The sequence below is a fragment of the Chamaesiphon sp. OTE_75_metabat_556 genome (assembly GCF_031378165.1).
Classification (GTDB): Bacteria; Cyanobacteriota; Cyanobacteriia; order Cyanobacteriales; family Chamaesiphonaceae; genus Chamaesiphon.
Genome location: NZ_JANNDR010000435.1, coordinates 1 through 12,345, shown reverse-complemented (window position 1 = coordinate 12,345; position 12,345 = coordinate 1). Strand labels below are relative to the sequence as shown.

The 12,345-nt window shown below is 45.7% G+C and carries 11 protein-coding genes and 1 pseudogene; 8 read left to right on the top strand and 4 right to left on the bottom strand.

Features of this window, described 5'->3' with window-relative positions; all coding sequences use genetic code 11:
• Both cofG and RMO27_RS17730 read right to left on the bottom strand, forming a co-directional pair.
• Nucleotides 1-802: 7,8-didemethyl-8-hydroxy-5-deazariboflavin synthase subunit CofG (gene cofG / locus RMO27_RS17735; protein ID WP_309734956.1), on the bottom strand; the 802-nt coding region annotated here is incomplete at its 3' end.
• A 184-nt stretch (nt 803-986) separates the two neighbouring features.
• Nucleotides 987-1,874 (bottom strand): annotated as a pseudogene (locus RMO27_RS17730) (AAA family ATPase); the annotation flags it as partial.
• A gap of 203 nt (nt 1,875-2,077) precedes the next feature.
• Between RMO27_RS17730 and pyrH the strand changes: the two are divergent.
• The 4 genes from pyrH (at nt 2,078) to RMO27_RS17710 (ending at nt 4,396) form a co-directional block, all read left to right on the top strand.
• Nucleotides 2,078-2,806, top strand: coding sequence for a UMP kinase (pyrH, locus tag RMO27_RS17725; RefSeq protein ID WP_309734952.1), 729 nt, complete (start codon nt 2,078-2,080; stop codon nt 2,804-2,806).
• On the top strand, nt 2,793-3,341 hold the full coding sequence (frr, locus tag RMO27_RS17720; RefSeq protein WP_309734950.1) for a ribosome recycling factor: 549 nt from the start codon (nt 2,793-2,795) through the stop codon (nt 3,339-3,341). The genes pyrH and frr overlap by 14 nt, the downstream gene beginning before the upstream one ends.
• Nucleotides 3,342-3,508: 167 nt before the next feature.
• Nucleotides 3,509-3,832 (top strand): hypothetical protein, encoded by a 324-nt coding sequence (locus tag RMO27_RS17715; protein ID WP_309734948.1) that lies wholly within the window; start codon nt 3,509-3,511, stop codon nt 3,830-3,832.
• A gap of 24 nt (nt 3,833-3,856) precedes the next feature.
• On the top strand, nt 3,857-4,396 hold the full coding sequence (locus RMO27_RS17710) for a GIY-YIG nuclease family protein (RefSeq protein ID WP_309734946.1): 540 nt from the start codon (nt 3,857-3,859) through the stop codon (nt 4,394-4,396).
• Nucleotides 4,397-4,506: 110 nt separating this feature from the next.
• Here RMO27_RS17710 and ppk1 read toward each other — a convergent pair whose 3' ends face one another.
• Entirely contained in the window at nt 4,507-6,663 is a 2,157-nt protein-coding gene (gene ppk1 / locus RMO27_RS17705; RefSeq protein WP_309734944.1) for a polyphosphate kinase 1, read from the bottom strand.
• 402 nt (nt 6,664-7,065) lie between these two features.
• Between ppk1 and RMO27_RS17700 the strand changes: the two genes are divergently transcribed.
• A complete protein-coding gene (locus tag RMO27_RS17700) occupies nt 7,066-8,055 on the top strand; it encodes a hypothetical protein (RefSeq protein ID WP_309734941.1) in 990 nt (329 codons plus the stop codon).
• A 74-nt stretch (nt 8,056-8,129) separates the two neighbouring features.
• Nucleotides 8,130-9,233, top strand: coding sequence for a hypothetical protein (locus RMO27_RS17695; RefSeq protein ID WP_309734938.1), 1,104 nt, complete (start codon nt 8,130-8,132; stop codon nt 9,231-9,233).
• A gap of 80 nt (nt 9,234-9,313) precedes the next feature.
• On the opposite strand, the gene RMO27_RS17690 is transcribed toward RMO27_RS17695, so the two are convergent.
• On the bottom strand, nt 9,314-11,083 hold the full coding sequence (locus tag RMO27_RS17690; protein ID WP_309734936.1) for a glycosyltransferase family 39 protein: 1,770 nt from the start codon (nt 11,081-11,083) through the stop codon (nt 9,314-9,316).
• A 16-nt stretch (nt 11,084-11,099) separates the two neighbouring features.
• Between RMO27_RS17690 and RMO27_RS17685 the strand changes: the two genes are divergently transcribed.
• On the top strand, nt 11,100-11,468 hold the full coding sequence (locus RMO27_RS17685; protein WP_309734934.1) for an EamA family transporter: 369 nt from the start codon (nt 11,100-11,102) through the stop codon (nt 11,466-11,468).
• 24 nt (nt 11,469-11,492) lie between these two features.
• Nucleotides 11,493-12,233, top strand: coding sequence for a 16S rRNA (guanine(527)-N(7))-methyltransferase RsmG (rsmG, locus tag RMO27_RS17680; RefSeq protein WP_309734932.1), 741 nt, complete (start codon nt 11,493-11,495; stop codon nt 12,231-12,233).
• Nucleotides 12,234-12,345: the final 112 nt, after the last annotated feature.

Here is a 12,345-nt window from a genome sequence, read left to right as displayed (position 1 = left end):
GATAGTCTGGGTTGACTTCATCTTTGGGGACGATACCACCTAAATCTCTAGCTCCCGCAGTCAAACAAGCTAATAATAAATCGGGGGTGGGGATTAAGTTCGGTGGAATTTGGATGGCGATCTCCGCAGGTAATATCTGTCTGGCTAACCGAATTACTGTAGGTAGCTTGGTGATATCAAAACCCAAACTGGCAAAACTTTCCTGACTGCCAGGACTATAAGGCTGTAAAATTACCTCTTGAATACGTCCCCAGCGATCGTGAATATCGGCGATCGATTGGAGACTAATTTCCCAATTGGTTTCCGATTCGCCAATACCCAATAATAAGCCCGTCGTGAACGGAATTTTTAACTCCCCAGCCCAATTAAGTTGTTCGAGTCGCATTGCGGGCGATTTACTCGGTGCGTGCCGATGCACGCCTTGTAATAAAGCTGGATCGAGCGATTCTAGCATCAATCCCATCGAGACATTGACCTGCGCTAATTTCTCCATTTCACTAAAGCTCAAAGGGCCAGCATTAGTATGTGGTAAAAAGCCCATTTCTAGAGCTAGATTGCATAGGTCGTAAATGAGATCGATCCAAGCTTGACGACGTGCCGATTGGGGATGAACTTCACCACTTAAAATCAAGATTTCCCAGATATTTTGACCCTGAAGATCGGTGAGAATCTGGGTGGCTCGATCGAGTGTCATCCAAGTATCTGCACCAGGATCGACCCGGAAATTGCAGTAGCTACACCGATTGAAGCACTCGTAAGTTGGGACGATCGTATATGCGGGACTGTAGGTAATAATTTGCATCTGGTGGTTTTTGACTACCTAATGACGAAAGCAATCGATCGATATTATTACTGCGATATCCCAGGGTACCCCTATCGGCTGATTGTATAAGTCTTGTCGTTTTTTTATTCGGGGAGAACCCTAGACATAAACACGCCGCTTGTGGATACCCTGGATCTGCTCGCTAAAAAGATTTAGGTGGCGCACCATAACGAACGCGATTGTATTCTTCGACCAATCTACTTTCGGCCACCGATTTTTGTTCTTGGACTAATAGATTGCCAAATTCAACCAATCGATCGATTGTAAAATAGGGCTTGGGAAAAGTTGGCTTGATGCCACTGGCGGGATTGACGACTTCGATCGAGAGTCGCTCCAAGCCGACTTTGTGAATAAAATCCCTAATTTGTTCGTCATAAATCCGCGCCCGCATCGCTGCAAAAAAATCGACGGCTTGCTCGGGAAATCGATCGACTAAACCGACAATTTCGCGCTGGGAAATATTATCGGGCGCAAAGACACCACTGACGATCCCGATTTTGTCCTCGCGCGTCGGCACCCAATAAAACTTCTCCATCCGGCCATCCCGCACCAGTGGTGCGTAGAGCGTCGAGAGATCGTTGCCAGTCAAAATAATCGGAATTCGCGGTAATGGCGTCGAGTCATAGCTACCTGTTAACTGGTCATTCGTAGGATTGTCGGCAATATTCATCAGCGTGGCATTAACCAACTGGGTATTGACTGTATATTGGGTGCCCTGATCGAACCTGCCCGCACCAGCATCGATATCATTAATTACCAATACCGCCATCCGCCCCCGCACTTTGATGATTTCTGCTGCCTCGCGATACCGTAACCGAATCAATCGCGCCGAATCACCAGCATCAGGACTTTCCAATTCTCCCGCTGAAATGTGGATTGCCTCTACCTTCATTTGATCGAATACCAATTCGCACTGAAAAGTCTTGCCCTCGCCTTTACGCCCATGTATGCCCAAAATCAGCGGCACTTTTACCCCTGGCAGATCGAGATAATTTTTGGTGATATGGACGGCTAATTTATCCAAGAAAGCTGGTGCAACGTAATAATCCATGAGGAAGGGGATAGGGGATAGAGGATAGGGGTAGGGAATATTGGATAGTGGCTCGTGAATTAGAGTTTAACGCGCATTGCGCGTCAGGAAGCCTCCAAAAGTGGATTGTCGAGCTTTGAACAAGCCTTATCCCCTATCGAAAAACGATCGCCGTTTCCTGGTATTGTGGATGGGAGAAAATTTGAGTTGAGAAGATAAACAACATGGAGACGACTTACAAACGGGTATTGCTCAAATTGAGTGGGGAAGCCCTAATGGGCGATCTTGGTTATGGCATCGATCCGACGATCGTTCAAGCCATCGCCCAAGAAGTAGCCGAAGTCGTCGCTAGTGGTGTTCAAGTGGCCATCGTCGTCGGTGGTGGCAATATTTTCCGTGGAGTCAAAGCTTCAGCTAAAGGCATGGATCGAGCTACTGCTGACTATGTCGGGATGATCGCGACCGTCATGAATGCCATAACCCTGCAAGATGCGTTAGAACAAAAGGGTGTACCCACGCGGGTACAAACCGCGATCTCGATGCAGGAAGTAGCTGAACCCTATATTCGTCGTCGGGCAATCCGTCACCTCGAAAAAGGGCGGGTAGTAGTATTTGGAGCAGGTTCTGGTAATCCATTCTTTACTACAGATACTGCTGCTGCTCTACGAGCCGCAGAGATCGATGCCAATGTCATCTTCAAGGCCACCAAAGTCGATGGTGTTTATGATTCCGATCCTCAGACCAACCCTGATGCTAAACGCTTTCAAAGTCTGACTTTCAGTCACGTTCTCAATCAGGATTTACGAGTGATGGATAGCACGGCCATTGCCATGTGTCGGGAAAATAATATTCCGATTATCGTGTTCAATTTATTTGAACGGGGTAACATTCAGCGAGTGGTAGCGGGTGAAACAATTGGTACATTTGTAGGAGGTTCTTGTGAAATTTGCTGATGTTGAAGGTCATATGCAGAAAGCGGTTGAGTCAGTCAGCCGCTCGTTTAATACAATTCGCACCGGACGCGCAAGTGCGAGTTTACTCGATCGAGTGACGATCGATTATTATGGTACGCCGACACCACTCAAATCCCTGGCAAATATCGGGACGCCCGACTCGACGACGATTACGATCCAACCATTCGATCGCGGTAGTATGAGCACGATCGAAAAAGCCATCTCCCTATCGGATATCGGCTTGACTCCCAACAATGACGGTTCGACAATTCGCCTGAATATTCCGCCTCTGACTGGCGAACGCCGGAAAGAATTTGTCAAACAAGCCGGTAAATACGCCGAAGAAGGTAAAATCTCCATCCGTAATATCCGGCGCGATGCGATCGATTTTGTCAAAAAGCAAGAGAAAGCTAGTGAAATCTCTGAAGATGAATCTAAAGATCTGCAAGATAAAATCCAGAAATTAACTGATAAATACGGCACAAAAGTCGAACAGGTTTTAGCTGAGAAAGAAAAAGATATTATGACAGTCTAACGATCAAGATTCGTTAGCAATAGCACTTTTCGGGCAGACAGTTGCTAATCCACTAAAGATAGAATTAGTAATGATTACGCGCTGCTAGATACTGCTGAGCAGTGTCTACCCGAATGTTGCGATCGCACAACAATTAGCCTAGATCGCTGAAAACAAACTACTTATGTATGAAAATAAAAGTAATCGAAAACTTTGATGGTAGTTTCACCCTCGATTCCCAAGTTCAAGCGATCTTATTTGGGTTGCTAACTAGTGAAAAATTCCTTCAGCAAGTTGCCGAGCAAGCTGGTTGTCAATCGTTGATATTTACCGAAATCTTATTTCAACCAGTACCTTATAGCCCAGGCACGCCCAAAGGAATGCCTGCTGAGGTCGAAAAATATCACCAGTCCCCAGACCATCTAATTATTAATGTGCCGCCGAACTTTATGTTTGCGGCCAAGATCTTTCAACCAAGTCGGTTGTGTGCCATTTATCAAAAGATTAACTAGATTTTTACCGATCGCTTATTTAATATGTCAGCAAATATTGATATTCCAAGTCTGAGTGGCTTGGAATTTTTACCATATATTAATGATGCTGGCGAGTTACCAGCAAGTCTCCAAAATCAGATCGGTATTTATGCGATTTTCGATGGCTCCCAGCTCTTACAATTTGTCGGCTATTCGCGAGATATTTACCTAAGTCTCAAACAGCATTTAGTCAGACAGCCAGACTGTTGCTATTGGGTAAAAGCGACTACAATCGATCGACCGAATCGGACATGGCTCGACAGCGTGCAGTCAGCCTGGATTGCGGAAAATGCTAGTATTCCAGTCGGCAATGGTGAGGCTAATTCTGTCTGGTTAGATCCGATCTCCACGCGCCATACGATGACAGTCACCGAGCAGGCTAGCTTCGACGATCTCGATGGTGTCGCCCAAATTAAATTGCTCAAGCAAGTCGCCAGACGCGTCGAAGAAACTATTTTAACCAAACTGAAAGAACGCGGTGTCACCGCCGAAATCCGCTTCAATCCCAAGCTCAAAGAGCAAGGCTTACTAGATTTGAAATAACTATTCTCTTCGGTGCGTTACGCTTTGCGATAACACACCCTACAACTTTTTCCCCGCTCCCCGCTCCCAACTCCCAACTCCCATACGGTGGTACAGCAACTCCCAACTGACTAACTACCCGCCATGTCCATCAAAATTTGCTGAGTACTCTGTTCCTCTGTCCCTGGTTGCGGACGACGTTGTTTGTAGCTACCGTTAGAGTGCATATCCCAGGCTTGACGATTATCGGAGAGCATAATCCCCAAAATTTCTTGGAGATCGTTAGAGATTTCGGGATCTTCGATCGGGGTAATCACTTCGACACGACGATCGAGATTTCGCGTCATCCAATCGGCACTGCCAATGAACACATTGGCGTCACCACCATTCTGGAAATAATAGATCCGTGAGTGTTCGAGAAATCTGCCGATGATACTAGTGACGCGGATATTTTCGCTCACGTTTGGTACACCCGGACGCAAACAGCACATCCCCCGCACGATCAGATCGATCGATACTCCCGCTTGCGAGGCGCGATACAGATGCTCGATCGTTTTGGGATCGACAAGGGCATTCATTTTGACGACGATTCGCCCTGTCTTACCCGCACGAACGTGTTCGATTTCTCGATCGATCGAACGAGCGAATGATTCGCGGGTATTTACCGGCGAAACCAGGAGCTTTCGATAAGATTTTTGTTGCGAATAACCAGTCAGATAGTTAAACAGATCGGTGAGATCGGCACCGAGTTCCGGGCGACAACTAAACAAACCTACATCTGTATATAATTTAGAGGTTTTAGCATTATAGTTACCCGTGCCAATATGCACGTAACGGCGAATTTTCTCATCTTCCCTCCGCACGACTAGCACAACTTTGGTATGTGTTTTCAGACCGACAAGTCCATACACGACATGCACGCCAGCTTGTTCTAATTTACGGGCTAGATTAATATTATTTTGCTCGTCAAATCTGGCCTTGAGTTCGATCAATACTGAGACTTGCTTGCCATTCTCAGCCGCTTTAATTAGTGACTTGAGAATATGCGAATCGCCAGTAGTTCTATACAGCGTCATCTTAATCGCTAACACTTTGGGATCGTTAGCCGCACAAGTAATAAACCGCTCGACGGTATCGGGAAAAGATTGGTAAGGATGATGGAATAGCAAATCTTTTTGAGCGATTAAATTAAAAAATTGACTGCTGTCATCAGTCATTTTCAGGCGACGTAATACCGCTGGGACGATCGCATTCCAGGGCGGATCTTTGAGTTCGGGAATCGGTAGGGCTAAAAAAGACATCAGATCCCCCAAGCCGAGCATTCCATTGACTTCATAGATATCTTGCTCGGTGACTTCTAGCTCCTCCTGGAGCATTCGCCGAATCTGGGTTGGCATCACCGAATCGATTTCAATCCTCACTGTCGAGCCGCCTTTGCGCCGCTTCCGCAAGCCATGTTCGATCGCTTGGAGCAGGTCGTCTGCCTCGTCCTCAGCCACGCTGATATCGGCATTGCGCGTAACGCGAAAGGTAAAGCAATCTTGAATATTCATCCCCGGAAAGAGGGATTCGAGATTGTGTGCGATCAATTGTTCGAGGGGAATTCCCGTCCAAATTTGAGTACGATCGCGATTGGCTTGGAGCGGATTGGTGCGATCGATAACTTGTAATTCTGTCGGTAAACTAATAAAGCGTGGTAGTACTTTGGGCACCTTGACTCTAGCAAACAATTCTTCCCCTGTATCGGGATGTTTGATGGCGACGGCGAGATTTAAACTCAGATTGGAAATATAAGGAAAGGGATGTCCGGGATCGACAGCTAAAGGTGTTAGAACGGGGAATATTTGCTCTTCAAAATAGCTTTGTAAGTAGTTACATTGTTCTTGATTGAGATCGAAATAATCTAATAAGTAAATACCTTGTTCAATCATCGCCGGACGTAATACTGTTTCAAAATGCTGGTGTTGTTGGGTTACGAGCTGCTGTACTCGCGTGCTGGCTACGGCTAATTGCTCCGTCGGCGTCCGGCCATCTGGGGTAAGTTGACTAACTTTGGCTTCGATTTGTTGGGCGATCGCTGCCATCCGCACCATGAAAAATTCATCGAGATTGGAGCTAAAAATGCCCATGAATTTAAGTCTTTCTATCAATGGTGTCCGCTCGTCCATTGCTTCATGTAAGACTCGGCTGTTAAATTCTAGCCAAGTTAATTCGCGACTCAAATAATACTCAGGATCGGCTAAGTTGATGTCCGATCGATCTGTGATGGGCGATTTTGAGAAAGTCATCTTGCAAAGCTCCAATTTCTAATTTTAACTTTCTGGTTAGGGTTGCTCGCTATTGGTGATGTTTAAATAGTCCCGCCCACTAAAGGTACCCAAACATCACTAATTATACCTTCCTATTCTCTGGGATCTCACCTCGATCGTCGTGACTGCCAGCCTTCAGTTTGTCGATCTAGTACAAAATGCCTAAAATAGTCCAAAGTTGCTAAAAAGTATTGACGGAGAATATTTATTAAAGTACAATAGTACTATTCAGGTATTGAATTCCAAAATTTGGTAAATAGCAGGTGTAGTTAAGTTAATTCGATCGCCGATTTGGGCATACTTACTAAGCGATCGAGCTAACCTCAACAGTTAGCAATATGGTGCAGTTTTCAGACGGTTTATCCTTAAGGTAGATAAGTTATGGCAATAATCAAAGATAGCAAGACCCAAATTCTTACCGAACTCGATCGAATTTTGGCAGAGCAATCTCGATCCGGATCGAAAGTTGCCACTAAAGAAGAAGAAGCGCAACTAGCGAAGAACAAAGAAATTGTCACCAAGGCTGCGACTTATACCGTTGACACGATCGTCAAAGGAATGGCCGATTTACAGCTAGAATTTGGTAGCATCGTCACTGGCTTATCAGATCGATTGACCCTCGAAGTCGAGAAACTCACCGAAGTCAAACAATCGATCGACATTGAAACCCAACATCGCGCCGAACTCCAGCAAGTCAGAGTAGTCGCCGATGCCCTCCATATCATCACTCAAGAGCATCAGCAAAGCTTGAAAGCGATCGAACAGCAACTCACAACCGATCGTGAAGATCTAGATCGAGAGCAAGTCAGCTTGCGCAAACAGTGGGAACGAGTCGATCGGGAATATGCCGAACAACAACTAGAATCAGCCACAATTGTCACTAAAGATCGGCAAAAAGAACAAGACGAAGTGCAGTACAAGATCGTTCGCGATCGCCAGCTCCAGACTGATGCTTATACCGAAACCAAACGCAAACAAGAGCAAGAAATCCAAGATCTCGATCGCGAGCAACAAAAACAGTGGAAAGAGCGCGAAAAATTCTTGAAGGATAATCAAAAACTCGCTGAAGAAAATCTCGCCAAAGTGGCCGCATTCCCCGCTGAACTCGAAGAAGCCGTCAAAAAAGCTAGAGAAGAAGCCATCAAAGAAACTAGTAGCGATGCCAAAGTCAAAGCTGACTTGGTTGAAAAAGAATGGGAAGGCAGCAAGCAAGGCTATGAAATGAAACTGCAATCCTTAGAGCGAGTAATCGATCGTCAAAACGAACAGATTATCGCCATCACCGAGCAACTGCAAACAGTTATGAATCAAGCTCAATCATTGGCAATGAAAGCATTTGAGACTTCTGCCAAAATTAGTGAGAAAAATTAACAAGTCACTCACCAGCTAATTTTCATAAGCGATCGACAATCACAATTCTATTCACCAGTCAGCATTTGCAAATTATGGCACCAAAACCAACCGATAAAAATACTAAAGCAGAAATTTTAGCTGCTTATAGTCAACTGGCTGAAGAGAAAAAAACGCTAGAATCTGAAGTCAAAAATATCCAAAAGCAAGCAAGTACGCCTGCTCCTGCTGCCAAAGTTGTTAAAGAAGTAGTCATAACCGAACCCAAAGCCGAACCCAAAGCCATCATGAATGCAGTCCCTGCCCAAGATAAACTCAACTACACGATCGGTAGTTTAGATAGCCTCCAGCTCGGTTTTGGGGCAGCAGTAAGCGAGTTATCCGAGAAGCTAGCGACTGAAGCTGCTAAACTCGCCGAAATTCGGGCAGCAGTCACGGCAGAAGTTACCGATTTACAAGTACTGCATACTCTTGCCGTCGATGAAGACACCTTTGAAGAGCTGATCGAGAGCTACCAAACTAGTTCCAAAGCCTTTGGGGAAGAGTTAAGACTGCGCCAAGAAGCTGCCGAGCAAGAAGTCCAAAACTTGACCAAAGCTTGGCATAAAGAGCAAGAACAAAATGGGATCGCCGTTAAAGAACGGGTCGAACTCGATCGCAAAAATAGCCACCGAGAAGTTCAAGAGTATAAATACAACTTGGATCTGACTCGTAAGCTCGATCGCGAACAATACGAACAGCAACAAGCAGTTTTATATTACGAATTAGCAGAAACTAAAGAAATTCAAACCAAGGTTTGGTCTGAACGAGAATTAGCTTTAGCAGAACGGGAAAAATCATTCCATGAAGCTAAAGATAAAGTCGCCGCTTTCGTCCAAGATAAGGAAAAAGCGATCGACAAAGCCAAAGGAGAAGGTAAGGGAATTGCGACTTACCAAGCTAAAATCAAATCCGATCTCTATGCTAAAGAAGTCGAAGGCCAAAAACGCTTCTATGAAGGTCGGATCGAATCCCTAGAAGATACGATCGCCAATCAAGGCGAACGGCTCAATAGTCTCTCCAAACAACTCGAATCTGCTCTCAAACAAGTTCAAGATCTGGCTGTCAAAGCGATCGAAGGTTCGGCCAATGCCAACTCTTATCAGACGCTCAAAGAGATTACTCTAGAGCAAGCTAAATCCCAAGCTAAAACTAAATAGTCTATCGATCTCTAAAAAGTTGAGGGTATCCAGTTTTGGTACCCTCGATTTTTTGCATTCGAGGCAACTGTAATCTGGTACTATTGATCGTCACCAATTTTTTGAATTAATTGCCACCCTTGCACCTTACCTAGTATCCGTGATTGAGTTGCGAACTGGGGTGAAATATTCAGCACCCAGGCATAAGAATTTATCGGCAAATTGGCGAATTCGGTAATTTTCTTACCTAAATGTGGTGTATAAAAGCTTAATAAAATTAAGGCTTTATGCTCTTCGACACTTAGGGCATTACCTTGCTGTTTATTTTGTTTGAATCCATTTGCTTCTGCTGTATCGATGAGCAGATTTACGGGTCGATCGGCGATCGATCTCTCGATCTGTAAGCGATCGAATGCGGTTCTAAAGTCGGGGCTTTTGTCGGCAAATCCGCCTTGCCAACCAATACTCATCACGGCAAACCAGGCTGGCATCAACCAGCTAGCTAACCAGTAAGGAATGCCACCTCGTTGCCACCGCTGCCAGCAGATCCAGATTGTCATCCAGCCACCACCTAAACCGATTGCGGGTAGCGCATAGCTACGAATCTCTGGGGTAATCGCGATGCCGCTGATCGGTAGATCGATCGCCACAAGCAAACCTGCGAGTACCAGGACAAAACCCAAGCCACCAAACGCATAATTTAACCAAGTTACAAACCGATACCAACGAGGTGAATCATGCCGACTGATGCGACTGAATTGACTGAAGGCGACGGCTGCAAGTAATGCCATAAACGGCAATAATTGCATCGTGTAATAAATCATCCGCGTCCGAAATAAGCTCAATAAAATAAATAAGGCGATCGGATAACCCAAGCTCAAACTTAGATGGGAATAATTCAGAGGTAGCAGTCTACGCCACAATGTAAATGCCCCGATCGCACTAAATAATGCCCACGGAAAAATATTCAGCGGCATCATCCACAGATAGTAAAAAGGGCCAGGATTGTAAGTATCTGTCTGCGACAGCAACAGCATTTTTTCAATTAACTCTCTAGCTGGCGCGATGCTGCCGTACTGGTAACAACTCAAAATCAACCACAAGCCAGTGGGAATTGCCCCCAAAATCAAGCCTAGATAAATACCTGGATTGGTTAGAAATGTGCGATAACGGTGGCGATCGATCGTATACGGCAACAGAGCCACCAGCGGCACGAAGATCATAAAGCCCTTGAGTAAAAAGCCCCAGCCGACTGTCATCCCAGCAATAATCCCCCATCCCCAGCTAATTTTGGTTACTGTGCCAGTGGCGGGGCTTTTAGTGGCTCTTGCGAGGGTATCGGCCTGAGTCGTCAGCCCGTGCGGTGAAGATGATAAGCTAGTAGACCGAGCAGCGATCTGCAACAATGCCCAAATGCCCAATAACTCAATTGCCACTAATCCAGTATTTTGTTGTGCCGTGTGGGCTTCATTCACCCACAATCCCATCAGCATCAACAGTGCCGCACCCACCCAAGCAATCTGTCGATCGAATAGCAGCTTACCGATTTCATAGGTCAACAACACGCTGGCAATACAAGCGATCGCGCTCGGCAATCGTACGCTAAACTCATTTAAGCCAAACAGATGATAGGCTAGCGCGATCGCCCACTGAATCCCGATCGTTCGATCGTAAATGGGCACACCCCACCACTGTGGTGTCAACCAATCCCCAGTCTCCCAAATCCAGCGCGCTTGCATGGCATAGTAACCCTCATCATGGGGCATCAAACTCTGATCAAACCCATTAATCGCGAGTAATGGTATTGTGAAAACTAGCAAACTCGATCGACTAAATCGCTGCCACAGCAACAAATAATTGTGTATATTCACACTCAAGCATTAAATTGTGACCTTACCAGAATTAAGTTTACTACTAATCTCTGTTTTAGCTGGCGTATTCGGTCAGTTTTTCCTCAAGATCGGTGCTCTAAAACTCGGTAAAGTCGAGATCGCGAATGCCTTCAATCATCTGATTAGTATGATTACCATTCCCGAACTGCTCGTCGGTCTAACTTGTTATGGCACTGGTGCGATCGTCTATATTCTCCTGCTGACGCGGGTCAATTTAAGTATTGCTGCTCCCGCAATTTCACTCAGTTATATCTGTTCGGTGTTATTAGGTCATTTTTGGTTTCGTGAATCGATCGTGCTGAGTCAGATCGTTGGTTTAGCAGCAATTTCTGTTGGCGTAATTTTAGTCATTTCCCACAAATAATCTTCGATCGCTTTCTACCTAACTATGACATCAATACCCAATCCAGACTGCTTGCCCAAAATGACCGAACTGTGGCAAGAAACTATGAATTGGCAACCAACCGATCGCCAACAATTGCAGTTGCAATCTCTCTATAGCGAAGTAATTACGGCCAATCAACAACTCAATCTCACCCGCATTACTCAACCTGAAGAATTTTGGGAAAAACATCTCTGGGACTCCTTACGCGGAGTTGGCGATTTAATTAATAATCCAGCCGCGCTCCACGTCATCGATATCGGTACTGGTGCGGGTTTTCCAGGCTTGCCACTGGCGATCGCTAGACCGGATTGGCAGCTTACATTAGTTGATTCGACCGCCAAAAAAGTCGGATTTATCGAATTTATCGCTCCCGAACTCGACTTGACAAATGTGCATCCGATCGTCAGTCGGATCGAAGAATTAGGCCAAAATCGATCGCACCGCCATCGATCCGATCTCGCCCTGATCCGAGCTGTCGCTGCTGCAAACATCTGCGCCGAATATGCTTTACCGCTAGTAAAAGTCGGTGGTACGGCCATCCTCTATCGCGGTAACTGGACTGAGGAAGAAGCAACCAGTCTGGAATTAGCGGTAGCTAAATTAGGTGGTGAGATTGGCCAGATCGATCGATTCACCACTCCGATTAGTAATAGTATCCGGCACTGTATTTGGCTACACAAAACTACCGACACGCATCCATATTATCCGCGCGCGATCGGTATGCCTACGCAGAAACCGTTGTAATTGACAGGCGAGCAAATAATCGCGGTGCTGAATTCAGCGATGATTTTTTAGAGGCGATCTCCAAAATCTGGGGTAGGGGCAATTCATGAATTGCCCCTACCCCAGATTTTGG